The 17,665-nt window shown below is 65.3% G+C and carries 15 protein-coding genes; 8 read left to right on the plus strand and 7 right to left on the minus strand.

Annotated elements, in window-relative coordinates; translation table 11 throughout:
* Nucleotide 1 precedes the first annotated feature (1 nt).
* The 6 genes from QP413_RS03750 (at nucleotide 2) to pth (ending at nucleotide 7,053) form a co-directional block, all read left to right on the plus strand.
* A complete protein-coding gene (locus QP413_RS03750) occupies nucleotides 2-1,351 on the plus strand; it encodes an MFS transporter (protein WP_284780687.1) in 1,350 nt (449 codons plus the stop codon).
* Between the two features lie 119 nt (nucleotides 1,352-1,470).
* Nucleotides 1,471-3,027 (plus strand): bifunctional UDP-N-acetylglucosamine diphosphorylase/glucosamine-1-phosphate N-acetyltransferase GlmU, encoded by a 1,557-nt coding sequence (glmU, locus tag QP413_RS03755; RefSeq protein ID WP_284780688.1) that lies wholly within the window; start codon nucleotides 1,471-1,473, stop codon nucleotides 3,025-3,027.
* Nucleotides 3,028-3,191: 164 nt separating this feature from the next.
* Nucleotides 3,192-4,163 carry a ribose-phosphate diphosphokinase gene (locus QP413_RS03760; RefSeq protein ID WP_284780689.1) on the plus strand — a complete coding sequence of 324 codons (972 nt, stop codon included), beginning with the start codon at nucleotides 3,192-3,194 and terminating at the stop codon, nucleotides 4,161-4,163.
* A 185-nt stretch (nucleotides 4,164-4,348) separates the two neighbouring features.
* Nucleotides 4,349-5,302 (plus strand): hypothetical protein, encoded by a 954-nt coding sequence (locus QP413_RS03765; protein ID WP_284780690.1) that lies wholly within the window; start codon nucleotides 4,349-4,351, stop codon nucleotides 5,300-5,302.
* A gap of 329 nt (nucleotides 5,303-5,631) precedes the next feature.
* Complete coding sequence (locus QP413_RS03770) at nucleotides 5,632-6,270, plus strand: 50S ribosomal protein L25/general stress protein Ctc (RefSeq protein WP_012359831.1); 639 nt, start codon at nucleotides 5,632-5,634, stop codon at nucleotides 6,268-6,270.
* A gap of 138 nt (nucleotides 6,271-6,408) precedes the next feature.
* Nucleotides 6,409-7,053, plus strand: a complete 645-nt coding sequence (pth, locus tag QP413_RS03775; protein WP_284780691.1) for an aminoacyl-tRNA hydrolase — start codon at nucleotides 6,409-6,411, stop codon at nucleotides 7,051-7,053.
* An 87-nt stretch (nucleotides 7,054-7,140) separates the two neighbouring features.
* Here pth and QP413_RS03780 read toward each other — a convergent pair whose 3' ends face one another.
* Entirely contained in the window at nucleotides 7,141-8,628 is a 1,488-nt protein-coding gene (locus tag QP413_RS03780; RefSeq protein ID WP_284780692.1) for a glyceraldehyde-3-phosphate dehydrogenase, read from the minus strand.
* Between the two features lie 150 nt (nucleotides 8,629-8,778).
* Nucleotides 8,779-9,753: a hypothetical protein gene (locus QP413_RS03785; protein ID WP_284780693.1), complete on the minus strand. Its 975-nt coding sequence runs from the start codon at nucleotides 9,751-9,753 to the stop codon at nucleotides 8,779-8,781.
* 91 nt (nucleotides 9,754-9,844) lie between these two features.
* Here QP413_RS03785 and QP413_RS03790 point away from each other — a divergent pair, with 91 nt between their 5' ends.
* Nucleotides 9,845-11,491 (plus strand): peptide chain release factor 3, encoded by a 1,647-nt coding sequence (locus QP413_RS03790; protein ID WP_284780694.1) that lies wholly within the window; start codon nucleotides 9,845-9,847, stop codon nucleotides 11,489-11,491.
* A 108-nt stretch (nucleotides 11,492-11,599) separates the two neighbouring features.
* Here the strand turns inward: QP413_RS03790 and QP413_RS03795 are convergent, their stop codons facing one another.
* Entirely contained in the window at nucleotides 11,600-12,265 is a 666-nt protein-coding gene (locus QP413_RS03795) for a hypothetical protein (protein ID WP_284780695.1), read from the minus strand.
* 49 nt (nucleotides 12,266-12,314) lie between these two features.
* Nucleotides 12,315-13,190: a polyphosphate kinase 2 gene (gene ppk2 / locus QP413_RS03800; RefSeq protein ID WP_284780696.1), complete on the minus strand. Its 876-nt coding sequence runs from the start codon at nucleotides 13,188-13,190 to the stop codon at nucleotides 12,315-12,317.
* A gap of 332 nt (nucleotides 13,191-13,522) precedes the next feature.
* Between ppk2 and QP413_RS03805 the strand changes: the two genes are divergently transcribed.
* The gene (locus QP413_RS03805; RefSeq protein WP_284780697.1) at nucleotides 13,523-14,209 is read left to right on the plus strand and encodes a TetR/AcrR family transcriptional regulator; all 687 of its coding nucleotides are present in this window, start codon (nucleotides 13,523-13,525) and stop codon (nucleotides 14,207-14,209) included.
* Between the two features lie 6 nt (nucleotides 14,210-14,215).
* Here the strand turns inward: QP413_RS03805 and QP413_RS03810 are convergent, their stop codons facing one another.
* From QP413_RS03810 to QP413_RS03820, 3 genes are all read right to left on the minus strand, one after another.
* The gene (locus tag QP413_RS03810) at nucleotides 14,216-15,301 is read right to left on the minus strand and encodes a 3-hydroxyisobutyryl-CoA hydrolase (RefSeq protein ID WP_284780698.1); all 1,086 of its coding nucleotides are present in this window, start codon (nucleotides 15,299-15,301) and stop codon (nucleotides 14,216-14,218) included.
* A gap of 85 nt (nucleotides 15,302-15,386) precedes the next feature.
* Nucleotides 15,387-15,710, minus strand: a complete 324-nt coding sequence (locus QP413_RS03815; protein ID WP_070761819.1) for a putative quinol monooxygenase — start codon at nucleotides 15,708-15,710, stop codon at nucleotides 15,387-15,389.
* Between the two features lie 58 nt (nucleotides 15,711-15,768).
* Nucleotides 15,769-17,613, minus strand: coding sequence for an ABC-F family ATP-binding cassette domain-containing protein (locus QP413_RS03820; RefSeq protein WP_284780699.1), 1,845 nt, complete (start codon nucleotides 17,611-17,613; stop codon nucleotides 15,769-15,771).
* Nucleotides 17,614-17,665 lie beyond the last annotated feature (52 nt).

Genomic DNA, 17,665 nt, shown 5'->3' on the forward strand with positions numbered 1-17,665 from the left:
CATGACGAGCGAAGACCAACAAGCTCAGGCCCCTACTCACTCCGAGCAGGGGCTTTTTTCGACGCGCCTGTCCCACAAGCTGATCGGTAAGCCACCGAAGTCTGATCTCCCGAACGTGGAGCACAACGGCCTGCGCTTCTCCACGGCCTTTGGTTTCCAAAACATCGGCGACCAGATCATGAGCGCGAAAACGACGCTGCCGTGGTTGCTGCAGATGCTGGCCGCGCCCACCTGGATCGCGCCGCTATTGGTGCCGATCCGCGAGGCCGGCTCGATGTTGCCGCAGGCCGGGCTCCGCCCGTGGGTCCAGGCCCGCTCCCGTCGATTGCCGATCCTGCTGCTGGGCACGCTGGGTCAGGCGCTGGGCTGCATCATCGCGATGTGTGCAGCCCTGTTCACCTCCGGCACGACCGCTGGCCTGCTCATCCTCTTCGGCCTCGCGCTGCTCGCCGCCGCCCGTTCGCTGGTGTCGCTGACGAGTAAGGACATCCAGGGCCGCACGATGCCGAAGGGTTACCGGGGCCGGGTCACTGGTTTCGCAACGACGCTCGCAGGTGCGGTGACCATCGTGGTGGGACTGGTCATCGCCGCTCTGCGCGACAACCTGAGCCCCGGCACCTTTGGCGTGCTTTTTGCGGCCGGAGCGGGCGCGTGGGTGGTGAGTTTCCTGCTCTTCAGAAAGATCCAGGAGCCGCCAGTGGACGAGGGGGATCTCGCTGAGCCGCCGCACTCCGTTACCGAGATGAATCGCGCCATCTGGGACGACGTATGGGGCCTGATGCGTGACGACAAGCCCTTCCGAAACTTTGTGTTGGTCCGCTCCCTCATGCTGGCCTCCGCCCTCTCCCCCACCTTTCTTGTCACTCTGCAGGGACGGGCGGGCTCGAGCGTGACCGGCCTGGGCCTGTTCGTCGTCGCCGCAGGCCTTGCCTCGCTGACCGCCGGCCGGGTGTCCGGCGCCTTGTCAGATAAATCTTCGAAGAACACTCTTTCGGGCGGCGCGCTGTTCGCCGTCGTTCTGCTGCTGATCACCATCGGCCTGGCCCTGGTCTGGGAGGACGCCCTGTACTGGTGGCTGCCCGTCGCCTTCTTCGGCATTTCGGTGGCGCACGCGGCGATCCGGGTCTCCCGGTCGACCTATGTGGTGGACATGGCTGAGGGCGATCAGCGCACCCGCTATGTCTCGGTCTCCAACACGCTGATGGGCATCATCCTGCTGCTCATCGGTGCGCTGACCGCGCTGTTGAGCCTCATGGGAACCCTCTGGGCACTCGGCGCTTTGGCCGCGGTCGGCGCGCTGGGTTCCCTGCTTGCGGCGAAGCTGCCTGAGGTTTCCGCCCGCCAGGGTTAGACCCCGCCTACTCGGGACGCGACACAGCCCGTGGCCCTCAAAGCTTTGTCCGGCACGGCAGTTATGCTGGTGTACGACCAAGACCGTCCACACCCGATTTTCAAGGAGGGGCTGCCGCCGTGTCGCGCACTCCGAACAGGAACCAAGCCACCGACCAGCCAACGGAGACCCAGACCACGGGAGCTGGTGGGACTTCTGCGGGCCCGGATCTGGCCGTCGTCATCCTCGCTGCGGGCGCCGGCACGCGCATGAAGTCGGCCACGCCGAAGACCCTGCACGCCATCGGCGGACGTACGCTGCTGGCCCACAGCCTTCACGCCGCGGCGGGGGCGCAGCCAAGCAACATGGTGGCCGTGATCGGGCACGGCCGCGAGCAGGTCGGCCCGGCCTGCGAACAGGTGGCTAAAGACCTGGGCCGTGAGATCCACCTGGCCGTCCAGGAGGAGCAGAACGGCACCGGACACGCCGTGCAGTGCGCGATGAACGAACTGGCGGACTTCCACGGCACCGTCATCGTCACTAACGCCGACGTCCCGCTGCTGACGGGGGAGACGATCACCGCGCTCTACCGTTCCCACACTGAGGTGCCGACCGCGGTGACGGTGCTCTCCGTCGAGCAGGCTAACCCCACCGGTTATGGCCGCATCGTGCGTTCCGACTACGGCGACGTCATGCAGATCGTCGAGGAAAAGGACGCCACCGAGGAACAGCGCGCGATCACCGAGGTCAACTCCGGTGTCTTCGCCTTCGACGCCGAGATCCTGCGCGATGCGCTGAGCCGCCTGAACACGAATAACGCGCAGGGCGAGCTCTACCTCACCGATGTTCTCTCCATCGCACGGGCCGACGGCCACCCGGTGCGCGCGCACACCGCCAACGATCCCGCGGAGCTCGCGGGCGTGAACGACCGAGTCCAGCTGGCCCGCGCCGGCGAGGAGCTCAACCGCCGCGTGCTGGAGCGCACGATGCGCGGCGGGGCGACGATCGTGGACCCGCACAGCACCCGCATCGACGTGGACGTCCAGGTTGGCCAGGACGTCACGATCCTGCCGGGTACCCAGCTGCTGGGTCGCACCCGGATTGCGGATAACGCCACCCTGGGCCCGGATACGACCCTGCAGGACACCACCGTTGGCGAGGGCGCATCCGTGGTGCGCACTCACGCCCTGAGCTCCTCCATCGGCGCCCGCGCCACCGTTGGCCCGTTCACCTACCTGCGCCCGGGCACGGAACTCGGTGAGGAGGGCAAGCTGGGTGGCTTCGTCGAAACCAAGAACGCGACCATCGGGCGTGGCTCGAAGGTGCCGCACCTGACCTATGTGGGTGATGCCACCATCGGCGAGTACAGCAACATCGGGGCATCCAGCGTCTTCGTCAACTACGACGGGGTGAATAAGCACCACACCACGATCGGCTCGCACGTGCGCACCGGCTCGGACACGATGTTCATCGCGCCGGTCACCGTCGGCGATGGCGCCTATTCCGGGGCTGGCACGGTCATCAAGGAGGACGTCCCCGCCGGCGCCCTGGCCGTCTCCGGTGGTCAGCAGCGAAACATTGAGGGCTGGGTGGTCAAGCGCCGCCCCGGCACCCCGGCGGCGGAGGCCGCGCAACGCGCCGCTAGCGACGCTGCTACCCCGCAGCCCGAAGGTGAGACCCCGGAGCAGGGGCAGTAGACCTAGCCCTCGTTGGTTCTTTAAACCCAGGGCAATTATCATCAGTTCATGTAAAGCTGGTCACTGCGGCGAGCGGGTGGCGTCCTCAAAGATCCTGCGCAAGGGTCGACGGGCGGCAACGTACCGGCGAACACAAGAAAACAAATCCTCGGGAAGGCTGATCTGTGTCCACCACTCACTGGATCGACAACCAAAAGAACCTCATGCTGTTTTCGGGTCGTGCGCACCCGGAGCTGGGTGAGGCAGTAGCCCGCGAGCTTGGTGTCGAGCTGACTCCCACCACGGCGCGCAACTTCGCCAACGGCGAGATCTTCGTGCGCTTCGAGGAGTCCGTCCGTGGCTCCGACGCTTTCGTCCTGCAGTCCCACCCACAGCCGCTGAACGACTGGCTGATGGAGCAGCTGCTGATGATCGACGCCCTGAAGCGCGGCTCGGCGAAGCGGATCACGGCGATCCTCCCGTTCTACCCTTACGCCCGCCAGGACAAGAAGCACCGCGGCCGCGAGCCAATCTCCGCCCGCCTGGTCGCTGACCTGTTCAAGGCCGCCGGCGCGGATCGCCTGGTCTCCGTGGACCTGCACACCGACCAGATCCAGGGCTTCTTCGATGGTCCGGTCGACCACATGCACGCGCTGCCGATCCTGACCAAGCACATCAAGGAGAACTACAACCTGGACAACATCGTGGTTGTCTCCCCGGACGCCGGCCGCGTGAAGGAGTCCGAGAAGTGGGCCAACCAGCTGGGCGGCGCCCCGCTGGCCTTCATCCACAAGACCCGCGACATCGACGTGGCCAATAAGGTCACCTCCAACCGCGTGGTCGGCGACGTCGAGGGCCGCACCTGCGTGCTGCTGGACGACATGATCGACACCGGCGGCACCATCGCTGGCGCTGTCCAGGTGCTGAAGAACGCCGGCGCGGGCGACGTCATCATCGCCACGACCCACGGTGTCTTCTCCGGCCCGGCCCGCGAGCGCCTCAGCGAGTGCGGTGCCCGTGAGATCATCACCACCGACACCCTGCCGCAGAGCATCGAAGGCTGGGATAACCTCACGGTTCTCTCCGTGGCCCCGCTGGTGGCAAAGACGATCCACGAGATCTTCGAGAACGGCTCGGTGACCACTCTCTTCGAGTAGTCCCCTGCGCCTGCCTGCGCGCTCCACCCCCGTTTCCGCCCGCCTGTGGGCGGAACCGGGGGTGTTTTGCTGTTGCAGGGCGGGTTTAGCAGGACCCCGAGCGACCTCTCAGCTAATCTTTAGCTTCGATCACGTTCCTTATGCCGGGCGGCCCCTGCCCCTCCCGGCATGCAGTGGAGGTTTCTATGCGTCGCTCCGCCATCCCCGCCGTTCTAGTCGTCGGTCTGCTCGCCCTGAGCAGTTGCTCCAGCCTCCAGTCCGATGACGACGCCTCCGGCCCGCCGACGGTGACGGTGACCACCACGAAGCCGGGCAAGGCCCCGAAGCCGACGGGAGGCAAGGGCTCCGGGAAGTCCGCGGATCACGAGGAGGACGAGGACTCCGGCGGGGAGGCTCCTGAGCCACGCGGCAAGGGAGTCAGGGACGTGCCCGCCTCCGAGTTCCGCTACGGCTCCGATTACACGAAGATCTTCACCGTGGAGCACCTGGACATCCACTGCATCTCCAAGCCCGGGAACAACGGATTTGGGACTTTCAACTGCTCCAACGTGGAGAGTCGTCTGCCGGGACTGTACTCCTCCCCCGCTTCTGGTGTGGAGGCCCAGCCCGATAACATCATCACGCTGACGCCTGCCACGTCGGGCATGTTCTGGTTCACCCGACACTCCATGGACCCGAGTGGCGGCGGGTGGCTCCACGGCGAGCCCCGCGCGCTCAAGCCCGGGGAACGCGTCACCTTCGGCAAGGTCACCTGCACCGCAGGATCCAAGGATCTCGAGTGCCACGCAACCAAGGGGGCGGGTCGCAAGCCGAATAGCTCCGAGCCACACAGCATGCGGATCACCTCGAAGCACATCTACATCGATGGCAGCGCCGAACCCTTGGGCGGAACCTGTGCCCCAGTCCGAGGCAAGGGTGGCGAGAAGCTCACCCCACGGCTGTCTCGCGGCGATGGCGACTGCAACACGATGCGCGCCACGTTGAAGGAATACCTGAGCAAGGAATCCGGCAGCGGGCCGGCAGAGATCAGTACCGGTTTTAACTGCCACCGAAACGCTATCGCTCAGTCCGGCAAGGTTGCGGGGGCCTGCGCCGAGCGCGATGGCGGGCAATACCGCGAGTTCACCTTCGACGCCTAGGCCAGCGCGCGGCCGCAGCCATTCGGAAACCACGCCGCGACCTGCCCCGAATCCCTCCCCGGAGGGGTTTGCGCCCACCACCTTCCAGCTTGTAAGATTGGTGCCGATCTCGGCGAGGGCTGGCTCTTAAACAAGCTGGCCGTTATCGGCGCGATGAACTACCCGGCCATGCGGCTTCCTTGTATTCGAGGGGCTTCACGTGGGCGGGGTGGACACCCGCCGCGAGAAACCGCGGCTTTTTTCTTTTCCGGTTAACGATCCCGGGCGAAGAGAAAAGCAGTGGCAACCGCAATATTTACACTTCAACTTCTTAACTCTAAGGAGCACTCATGGCTGAATTGACTCGTATCGAAGGCGTTCTGCGCACCGAGTTCGGTAAGGGCGCATCCCGTCGCCTGCGTCGCGACGGCCGGATCCCACTGGTTGTCTACGGCAACGAGCTGGACCCGGTTCACGTCCACGTCGACACCCTGGACCTGCACGCACTGGTCCGCAACGAGGGTGTTAACGCCGTGTTCGAGCTGAACATCGACGGCGAGGACAACCTGGTAATGGTCAAGGCCATCGACCAGAACGTCCTGACCCTGGACATCGACCACGCTGACCTGCTGAACGTCAAGCGCGGCGAGCGCGTCGAGGTCGAGGTTCCGGTCATCCACGAGGGCCTCCCGGCACCGGGTGCAATGGTTGTTCAGGACGTCGACGTCCTGCTGCTCGAGGTGGACGTCCTCGACATTCCGGAAGAGATCGTCCTGGACATCAACGGCCTGGAGATCGGCGAGCAGATCCTGGCGAAGGACGTCAAGATGCCGTCCAACGCTGTCCTGGTTTCCGACGCCGAGGAGCTCGTCATCAACATCGTCGAGCCGGAGGAGGAAGAGCTGCCTGAGGACGACGAGGCTGCTGCCGAGGGCGAGGACGCTGCTGCCGGCGAAGAGGCCGAGGCACCGGCAGAGTCCGAGGACTAATCCCCTCCCCTGCACGCCGACCGCTGAGCGCGAGCTCACCGCCGGGGGTCGCAACTCTCACCCGCTGCGCCGGGCACGAGGTATGAACCATACCTTGCACCCCAGCGCGGCGGGTCTTTCTATGGAAGGATTCCAACTGTGTGTGGAAAGCTGAAGAACTCCTCCCCCAAGTCCCCGAAAGCTGCTGGCAGCGCGGATGCCCCGTGGCTCGTCGTTGGGCTCGGTAACCCGGGCGCCCAGTACGAGACCACGCGCCACAACATCGGCTACCTGGCGGTGGACGAGCTGCTGGATGATCTCACGCCCATGCCGGGCACGCTGAGTGCCCACAAGCGCACCAACTCGCTGATCTGCCAGACGAAGATCGACGGGCGGTCCGTCATCATCGCCCGGGCCCGCAGCTACATGAACCTCTCCGGTGGGGCGATCGGGGCGTTGGCGAAGTTCTTCAAGATCCCGGCCGAGCACGTGATCGTGATCCACGATGAGTTGGACCTCGACCCAGCGGCCGTGCGTATCAAGGTCGGCGGCGGGGAGAACGGCCACAATGGGCTGAAGTCCACCACCCAGGCGCTGGGCACCCGGGACTATGTGCGCATCCGGATGGGGATCGGCCGGCCCCCGGGGCGCATGGACCCGGCGAGTTTCGTGCTCAAACCCTTCAGCAAACAAGAGCTCGAATGGCTGCCACTATCCCTGGGGGACGCGGCGGACGCGGTGCGGCTCATCGTGAGCCGTGGGGTGGCGATCGCCCAGAATGAGATCCACGGGCGTAGCCGCTAGCAGGCAGACGTGAAAGGGCCCGCGACCACTATTCGGTCGCGGGCCCTCAGCTCGCTATGGGGCCTAGCACGGCCCCGGGAGTGCTCCTTAGTCCAGGGCGTCCAGTGCGGTGCGGGCAGGCACCACGATGTGCTGGGCGCCGGCCAGCTGCTCGATGATGCGGACCACCTGGCAGGAGTAACCGAACTCATTGTCGTACCAGACGTAGAGCACCAGGTTCTTGCCAGCAGCGATCGTCGCGCGACCGTCGACGACACCAGCGTGGGTGGAGCCGACGAAGTCGGTGGAGACGACCTCCGGGGAGTCGATGTAGTCCACCTGTGGGCGCAGCTCGGAGACGAGCGAGACGTCGCGCAGGTAGTTGTTGACCTCGTCCTTGGTGACCTCGCGGGACATGCTGAGGTTCAGCACGGCCATGGAGACATCCGGGGTGGGGACGCGGATGGCGTTACCGGTCAGCTTGCCCTCGAACTCCGGCAGGGCCTTGGAGACGGCCTTGGCAGCGCCGGTCTCGGTGAGCACCATGTTCAGGGTTGCGGCACGGCCGCGGCGCTCGCCCTTGTGGAAGTTGTCGATGAGGTTCTGGTCATTGGTGAAGGCGTGGACGGTCTCGACGTGGCCGTGGTCCACACCCCACTTGTCATTGACGACCTTCAGCACAGGGGTGATGCCGTTGGTGGTGCAGGACGCGGCGGAGAGGATGCGGTCGTCCTCGGAGTCCAGGTCGACGTCGGTGTGGTTGATGCCGAAGACGAGGTTCTTGATGTCGCCCTTGCCCGGTGCGGTGAGCAGCGCGCGGGCAACGCCCTTGGCCTGCAGGTGCTGGCCCAGGCCCTCGCGGTCGCGCCACACGCCGGTGTTGTCGACGACGATGGCGTTGTCGATGCCGTACTGGGTGTAGTCGATCTCGCCCGGCTTGTTGGCGTAGATGACCTGGATCGGGGTGCCGTTGGCCCAGATGACGTTGTTCTCCTCGTCGACCCAGATGGTGCCGTCGAAGCTGCCGTGGACGGAGTCGCGGCGCAGCAGGGAGGCACGCTTCTGCAGGTCGTCCTCGGAGTTCTTACGGACGACGATGGCGCGCAGGCGCGGGCCGGCCTTCTCGGAGCTCTGGGCGAGCAGGATGCGGGCCAGGAGGCGACCGATGCGGCCGAATCCGTAGAGGACGACGTCGGTGGTCGGGGTGTCACCGCGAGTACCGATGACGTCGGCGAACTGCTCCTTGAGGAACTCGTCGATGGCTGCAGTGTCCCCGAAGTCACCCCCCTTGTCCTCGAATGCGGTGGCCAGGGCGCCGAGGTCCGCAGCGACGGTGTTCAGGTCGAGCTCTGCGATGCGCTCGAGGATCGGCATGGTGTGCGCGATCGGCAGGTCGTTGTTGGTGATGCGACGTGCGAAGCGGTGCTGCTTCAGAATGTCGGTCTCAGCAACGTTGATGAGCTGGCGACCGAAGATGGACGTCACGACGTTCTTTTCGCGGCGGAGCTGCCCGAGCAGCGGGATCATCTTTTCCGCCAGGGCGACGCGCTCGTTCCAATCAGCTTGCTGCTTGTCGATGGACGCAGAAGCGGACATGAGACCTCCAAAAATTAAAGGGGCAAAGATTAACCACCCTAAACCCTAATTGTCTTGGGATTGAAAGTGGGATTCCACCCCTAGTGTTGCCCCCTTTTTTCTCTCGGCGGCGCCGCCATCCCCGGCCAGGTGGCCAGTTCCCCCGGGGCGTTAGGAGCGTTGGCTCTCCGCCGCCTTCTGGCGCAGCCTCAACAGCGTCAGCGCAGGCCAGAGGATATCCACAGTGGCCACGACGGCGACGCACACCCAACCGGCGACCCGCAGGATGCCCAGCATATCCGCGTAATCGGAGAGCGCTGGAACGACTGGTGTGATCACGCCCACGTTCACCACGATGAGGCCGATGAGCGTCAACAACGCGATCCCCCGCTGCAGCCTTGCCATGCACACAATGAGCTCCGAGCCGCGGCGCTGACCGGGAGCCGAAGGGTTGTAAAAGCTCAGCCAGTAGGAAGCGACGAAGGCCACCAGGGCCAGCAGCGCCGCGCAGAACGGGGTGCGGTAGACCTGCCACAGTTCCCGGCCGCTGTGCACGTCAGTGTTCCACCACACCACCACACCGGCGGCGACCACCACACCGTAAGCGAGGATAAACAACCAGCCCGCGGACTTCGGGTACACCAGCTGGTCAAAGGAGCGGGGCACGATGCCGGGCTGCTGCTGATAGTGGGCGTACTGCTGGCGGGCGGACTCGGAGGCCGATTCCGCGTCCGCGAAGTCCGCGTCCTCGTCGCCGATCTCCCACCATCGCGAGAGCCGGCGCTCCTGCCGGATGGCTCGGCGCCCCTTTGCCCAGAACCACAAGCCCGCGCAGATCTGGAGCACGGGCAGCACCACGCAACCCCACAGCACCAGGCGGTGCGCCTCCTGTGCCAGCGCGATCAGCACCGCGATGGCGAACAGCAGCAGCACCCGGGTGTTGGCCTTCTTGAAGTCGGACTTCGCCGCCAAGACAACAGGGTTGAGGCGTTTAATCCGGGGGATGCGCACCCCCAGCATCCGGTTCTCCGAGGAGAGCACCAGCATGGAGCGCAGGGTCGCCCAGATCAAGATCATCAGCACGATCCCAAGTACTGCGGGCACGACCGTATCGATCGCGATGTACTGGGGGTCAGTGCTGGACATGGTGTGAAAGTTTAGCCCACTGGCCCCGCCTCCTGCCCAGCGGCTGGAGGAATTCGGGCTGGGGGCTTGTGGGGCGCTACCCTGGGTACTCATGAACGCCCACGCTGCTGCTGAAGCCACCCGACGCCGTACCTTCGCCGTCATCGCCCACCCAGACGCCGGTAAGTCCACCCTCACCGAGGCGCTGGCGCTGCACGCCCACGTCATCCAGGAGGCCGGCGCGGTGCACGGCAAGGCGGGGCGCAAGTCCACCGTCTCCGACTGGATGGAGATGGAGAAGGACCGCGGCATCTCGATCGGTTCCTCGGCACTGCAGTTCGATTACGCACCGGAGGGGCACGAGGGCGAGCCCTACGTCATCAACCTGGTGGATACCCCGGGCCACGCGGACTTCTCGGAGGACACCTACCGCGTGCTCTCCGCCGTGGACGCCGCGGTGATGCTCGTCGACGGCGGTAAGGGTCTGGAGCCGCAGACGTTGAAGCTGTTCCGGGTGTGTAAGGCCCGTGGGCTGCCCATCGTCACGGTGATTAACAAGTGGGACCGGGTGGGCCGGGACGCCTTGGACCTGGTGGAGGAGATCGTCAGCGAAATCGACCTGCAGCCGACCCCGCTGTTCTGGCCGGTCGGTGAAGCCGGGGATTTCCGGGGACTCGCCCGTATCGACGAGGACGGCAACGCGGAGGAGTACATCCACTTCACCCGCACCGCCGGCGGTTCGACTATCGCGCCGGAGGAGCACTACACCCCGGATGAAGCCGCGGAGCGCGAGGGGGATGCGTGGGAGACCGCCGTCGAGGAGGCCGAGCTGCTGGCCGCCGACGGCGCACTGCACGATCAGGAGCTCTTCCTGCAGTGCGTGACTTCCCCGGTGATCTTCGCCTCCGCGATGCTGAACTTCGGCGTGCACCAGATCCTGGACACCCTGTGCGCGCTGGCCCCCTCCCCCGCCGGCCGAGCATCCGACGAGAAGGCGCTGGCCGCCCAGTCCGGCGCCTCGGCCGCGGTGCAGGAGTTCCGCGATACCGGGGATGACTTCTCCGGCGTGGTGTTCAAGGTGCAGGCCGGCATGGACGCCCACCACCGCGACCGCCTGGCGTTCATGAGGATCATCTCCGGCGAGTTTGAGCGCGGTATGCAGGTCACCCACGCCCAGTCGGGCCGCAGCTTCTCTTCCAAGCACGCGCTGACGATGTTCGGCCGGACCCGCGAGACGGTGGAGACCGCCTATCCGGGCGACATCATCGGCCTGGTCAACGCAGGTGCGCTGGCACCGGGCGATACGATCTACACCAGCAAGAAGGTGCAGTTCCCGCCGATGCCGCAGTTCGCCCCGGAGCACTTCCAAACGCTGCGCGCGAAGTCCCTGGGCAAGTACAAGCAGTTCCGCAAGGCTCTGGAGCAGCTGGAGTCCGAGGGCGTTGTTCAGATCTTGCGCAACGACCTGCGCGGCGACGCCGCCCCGGTGATGGCCGCGGTCGGTCCGATGCAGTTCGAAGTGATGCAGGGGCGCATGGCCGCGGAGTACAACGTGGAGACCGTCACCGAGCCGGTGCCGTATTCGGTGGCCCGCCGCACCGACGAGGCCTCTGCCCCACAGCTGGGACGCCAGCGCGGCGTGGAGATCTTCACCCGCGGCGACGGCGAGCTCATTGCCCTGTTCGGCGATAAGTGGAAGCTGGCCTTCATCGAGAAGGAATTCCCGGACCTGACCCTGGAGACGCTGGTCGCAGACTAGCCACCCCTGGTGAGGCATGGGCGCGACAGCAAGACTGCTGCCCAGCCGGAACCACGAACGGCCCCGCTGCTTTGCTGCAGCGGGGCCGTTGACGTCCTCAAAAAAAATTTAGAGCAACAGCGAGGCGCCGAAAAGAATGAGGACGGCGGCGACCAAGTAGCCGGCAGCCTTGGCCATCGTAGCCTTGCGCTCGCGCATGGCTGCCATCGCCGAGCCGAATGCACCGTTCGGGTAAGCACGCACGAGGCCCACGAACACGGCGCTCACAGCGGGCAGGCTGAGCGCCAGGCTGGCGTAGAAAATCAGCCCGACGTAGCGCAAGACTGCGGAATAATCCCCGGCCGAAAGATAGGCCAGGCCCGTAAAGAAGGGCGCTGAGGTTGCGGATTGGATCACGCCGAGCAGAAAGCCCAGGCCGAAGGTCGCGGCGGACGGGGTAGTCAGCGGTCCTACCATCCGGTTGAGCAGCTGGGACTGCTCGGCGCCTGGTTTGCTGCGCAGCGTCAGCACAAGGGTGAGAACACCGATAGCGATGAGCACGATGGCGAAGACCGGGGACTCCAGCGCGCGGGTCACCGCGTCGCCGAGCCCGTCGAACGCCAGCATGGTCACCACAGACAGAACAAGCACGCCGAGCCAGTCCCCGCCCACCACAAGCGCGGCGATGCGCCGATAGGGCGCGGCGGGCGGCAGCATCACGCCGAGGGCGACGATGACTCCGATGAGCAGCGCGTTGAGCGAATCAACCAGCGCGAAGGAAACGGCATGCAGCATGACGCCCTAGGCTACTAGCACAACGCGCCCACTACCCCATCGGCGGAATTTAGGACTTCTTGGAGTCCTTGCCCTTGGGCTCTTCATCGACCTCGAGCTTGGCGGCGTAATCCGGCACGTAGCGGAACTCCTCGCGCGGCGGGCGCTGGTAGTTGGACTCGGAGACCGGTCGCTCCGGGATCTCCGGCAGCTCGCGCTCGATGCGGTGATAAGGGATGGAATCCAGCAGGTGGGCAATGACGTTCACGCGGGAACGCTTCTTGTCCTCGCTCTCCACCGTGTGCCACGGGGCGGAGGGGATATCCGTGTGGACGAACATGGCGTCCTTGGCGCGGGAGTAATCCTCCCAACGGGTGATGGACTGCAGGTCCATCGGGGAGAGCTTCCAGCGGCGCAGCGGATCCTCGAGGCGAGAGGTGAAGCGCGCGTACTGCTCCTCGTCGGAGACAGAGAACCAGTACTTACGCAGGATGATGCCGTCCTCGACGAGCAGACGCTCGAAGATCGGGGCCTGGTGCAGGAAGCGGCGGTACTCGTCGGTGGTGCAGAAGCCCATGACGCGTTCCACGCCAGCGCGGTTGTACCAGGAGCGGTCGAAGATCACGATCTCACCGGCGGTGGGGAGCTTCTCAACGTAGCGCTGGAAGTACCACTGGCCCTTCTCGCGCTCGGTCGGCGCCGGCAGCGCCTCGACGCGGCAGGAGCGCGGGTTAAGGTACTGGGTGATGCGCTTGATAGCCGATCCCTTACCAGCGGCATCGCGCCCCTCCATGACGATGACGACACGGGCTCCGGTCTCGACGACCCACTGCTGCATCTCGACGAGCTCAGCCTGCAGGCGCTTGAGCTCCTTTTCATAAGCCTTCTTCTTCAGCTTCTTCGGATGGGGGTTGTGCGGTCCCTGAAAGGCGATGGCATTATTCATAGTTAATAGAATACTGGGAACAAGCTGACAACGCGCATTCTCGGGTGCCCGCAGTTCGTGATTTTGAACACCCTTTAGAACCCCTATGGCCGAACTTCCCTGACGGCTGTGTTCCCCGCCCTAACACTCGTAGTCACCGCCCCCGCAGCCCTATGAGCTACCCCCGTTACCGAACAGCAATCAATGAAAGTTTCCTTACTCCATAGGGCAGCTACATATTCGGCTATCATTGATGAACAGAATTTCACGTAGTTTTGCACCAGACAGGGAAAATCCCGATAAGGTTTGCCCCGCACATAAGGGCAAGAAGCTAGTCATTTAGGTGGTTCGAGTTGAGCACAGTACAGAACAGCTCACGCTCTCCCCTCGGCGGGGGCTCGGAGGGCCAGCGGCCATTGGTCGTCGATGGCGCTGCGAAGAAGCTACGCACCCTGCGGGACCGGAAGAAGGCGGATACCCGTGACGCCCTCGCCCGTGCGGCGGCCGAGCTCATGCTCGAAGAGGGCTCCGACGGCGCCAGCATCCGGGCGATCACCCGGCGCGCCCGGGTGTCCTCCCGCACCTTCCACAACTACTTCCCCAACCGTGACGCGGCGTTCTTGTACTTCATCGAGACCTACGTGCACCAGATCGCCGAGTGGATCGATCGGACCGAGCCAGGGCTAACCCCGGTGCAGCTGCTCCGCCAAATCACCCACGAGATCATGACCTCGGGCGACAACCCGCTGCCCGCGATTAACCTCGCGTCCTCCCTGGGTGAGCACATGACGGTGCAGATGGATCGCGAGGGTACGGGCGTGCTGCTCGAGCTTTTCGGCAGCCTGACCCACGCGGTGCACCGCTACTGCGATGGCGCGCTCAGCCTCGTGGAGATCCACCTGCTGATCAACTCGGTGACGGCGATGGTCAACGCGGCCACCGAGATCGCCAATAACCCTGGCTACGCCGGTGAAGAGGTGCTCGAGGACATCCTCGACACCGGCTTCGACCGCCTGGAGCGTGGTTTCGGCGCCAACTAAGCCGGGTTAAGACTCCAGCATCTCCCGCCACACGGCTGGGTCCACGTCGGCGGCAGCCGCGGGCTCGAAGTGGGGAGACTGATCCTTATCCACCAGCACTGCCCGGATACCCTCCGGGAAATTGGGCTCGCGCCGCAGGGCAGCTCCCACCGCAAACTCGTTGCGCAGCGCGGTGGCCAGATCCGTGTGGCGAGCGTGCCGCATGATCTCGGTGATCGCCACCAGGCTGGTCGGGTTGGCGTTCTTCACCGCCGCGCGAACATCTGCGAGGAACTTCTCCCCCGCCTCGTCCGGGGCGCTGGCTGCAGCGAGCGCCTGTTCGATCTCCAGCCAGGACTCCCCACCGAAGATTTCGCTGATCAGCTGCGCATTCGCGATGAGCGTAGATGGCTCACCCGCCACGCTGTCGGCGAGCGCCGTGGCCGGTTCCTGAGCATCCTCCCGCAGCGCGCGGGCCAGCCCCTTCGCCCCCACCGCATCGCCAAAGGCCTGCGGATCGGGCGCGAAGTGCGTTGCCAGCCCAGTGGCCAGCAGGTCGGCGCTATTCATCCGCCACCCGGTGGTTCCGAGGAACACGGCCAGCGCCCCGGCCTCCGGGAGCTGCTCCGCGTAGCCCTCCGGGGGCGTGAGGTTGTTCAGGCGGTGGGTCATGCCGACGTCCGGAACGAAAGCGATGGCCGCCTCCGGCATCGCAGCCAGCACCTTGGGCCCGGCGACGCGGTGGGAGCCGTGGGCGGAGATCCCGAAGCCGCCACCCATCACCACGCCCTGCCAGATGGCGACGATGGGCTTCGGGTAGGTGGCCAGGCGGCGATTCAGCCCGTACTCCTCCTCGAAGAACTCGTCACCGGACTGGTGGAAACCGGCGGCGTCGTCTTCAGCCACGGACCGGACGTCGCCCCCGGCACAGAACGCCCGCTCGCTGCTGGAACGGATGAGGATCTGCTCGACGGCGGCGTCGTCCAACCAACCGTCCACGGCCTCGCGGATCCCCGTGATCATCTCCTGATTGAGGGAGTTCAGCGCCTTCGGACGGTCGAGTTCGATGATTCCCGTCCGGCCTTCAACCACTGTGGAAATAAACTGCGTCACGATACCCACCCTTTATTGATCTTTTCTTCGCTAGATATACCTGTGGCGACGGGCCGGGGTGCCCGGCGCGCCGCCACAGAAATTGTTAGTCGACCTGGAACTCCGCCATGCGGTCCCACTCGGTCTTCCCCGGGATCAGCGTGTTGATGATCTGCGGGGTCTCCTTGAGGATCGTCGGGAAGAGCTCCGTGGCCTTCTTAAAGTGCTCGGAGTTCACGTGTGCCTCCGCAGCGTCGTCCTCGAAGGCCTCGATGAGGATGTACTCGCTCGGGTCGTCCGTGTTGCGGAACCAGTCGAACCACAGGCAACCCGGCTCCTTGCGGGTGGCCTCGGTGAACTCCGCGACGTGCTCGCGGAAGTTCTCGACGTGCTCGTCCAGGGGCTTGAATCGAACGTTAATGAGAATCATGCTCCCATGCTAGCCATGCAGCCGCGACCCTCGCCAGGTTTTTATTTTCCGCACCCGGCTAGGCGTTTTCGCGGCGCTCCGCGGCCTCCAGCCACTCCATCTCGAGCTCCTCGTGCTCGTCCTTGGCCGCCTGCAGCGTCTCGTTGAGCTCGGCGAGTTTCTCGTGGTCCATGGCCTCGGCGGCCGCGGCCATCTCCTCCTCGAGCCCCGCGATCTTCTCGGCCAGCTTCGCCATCTTCCGCTCCGCGGCGTTCATCTGCTTGCGCAGCTCGCGGTCCTCCTGCGCGCTCAGGCCGCTGGTTTCCTTCTTTTCTGTCTTCTCGACGTCGCCGCCCTGGACTCCCAGGTTCATGGAGTTTTCATCCGTGCCTAAAGCCTTGGCCTGCTCGGCGCGCAGCGTGAGGTACTGCTCGATCCCGCCGGGGAGGTTTGTCAGCTCCCCGTCGCCGAAGAGCGCCCAGGTGGAGTCGCAGAGCCTTTCGATGAGGTAGCGGTCGTGGGAGATGACCACGAGGGTGCCGGCCCAGTTGTCCAGCAGCGTCTCCAGTTCCTGGAGGGTGTCGATGTCCAGGTCGTTGGTGGGCTCGTCGAGCAGCAGCACGTTGGGTTCGCTCATGAGCACGCGGGTCAGCTGCAGGCGGCGGCGCTCGCCACCCGAGAGGTCCTTGACCGGGGTGCGCTGCCGCTTCGGGCTGAAGCCCAGCCGCTCGGCCAGCTGGGAGGCGGAGATCTCCTTGTCCCCGATCGTCACGTAGCTGGCCACGTCCGTGACGGTGTCCAGCAGTCGGCGCTCCGGGTCCAGGTCGTCGAGCTCCTGGCGGAGCCAACCGATGCGCACGGTCTTGCCCTCGATGCGCTTGCCTGAGTCCAGCGGGTAGTCGCCTGCCAGGGTGCGCAGCAGGGTGGTCTTGCCGGAGCCGTTGACGCCCACCAGACCGATGCGCTCGCCGGGCCCCAGACGCCAGGTGAGGTGTTCGATGAGGCGCCGGCCGTCCGGCGTGCTGATGCTGGCGTCCTCCAGGTCGATGACCTTTTTGCCCTGGCGGCGGACGGCGAAGCTCATCAGCTCCACGCTGTCGCGCAGCGGCGGGACGTCCGCGATGATGGCCTCGGCGGCCTCGATGCGGTAGCGCGGCTTGGAGGTGCGGGCGGGTGCCCCGCGGCGCAGCCAGGCGAGCTCGCGGCGGGCGAGGTTCTGGCGGCGCTGTTCGGCGGCGTTGGCCTGGCGGGTGCGCTCGGCGCGGGCGAATGTCCAGTCGTTGTAGCCGCCCTCGTAGACGTCCACCTTCCCGTCGTGGACCTCCCAGGTGTAGGTGGCGACTGTGTCGAGGAACCAACGGTCGTGGGTGACGACGAGCAGCGCGGTGTTGCGGGCCAGAATGTGCTCGGCCAGCCACTGCACGCCCTCGACGTCGAGGTGGTTGGTGGGCTCGTCAAGGATGAGCAGGTCGAGGTCTTGAATCAGTGCGGCGGCCAGTCCGGTGCGGCGGCGCTCACCGCCGGAGAGCTGCGACACCGGGGTGTCGAGGCCGAGTTCCACGATGCCCAGGCCGTGCAGCACGCGGCGCACCTTCGACTGGGAGGCCCACTCGTAGGTCTCCATGCCCAGCGGGTCGAGGACAGCCTGCCCGACCGTGAGTTCCTTCTTCTCCGGGTCGGTGAGGCATTCCCGGAGGACGTCCTGGGTGACCATCGCCAGGCGGAGATCGTTGTTATGGGACACCCGCCCCGCGTCGGCAGGCACTTGCTTGGAAATCACCTTCAGGAGGGTGGACTTGCCGCCACCGTTGAGGCCCACGACGCCGATGCGGTCGCCCTCGTTGACTCCGAGGCTGACCTTGTCCAGCAGGGTTTTCAGGCCATAGGACTTCTCGACGTTTTCCAGGTTGATGAGGTTCACCACGGTGGGTTTTCGCTCTCCTTTAATTTCTTTTGTGCTGTTTTTCTTGTGTTTT

The sequence above is a fragment of the Corynebacterium sp. UMB4614 genome, from assembly GCF_030217065.1.
Classification (GTDB): domain Bacteria; phylum Actinomycetota; class Actinomycetes; order Mycobacteriales; family Mycobacteriaceae; genus Corynebacterium.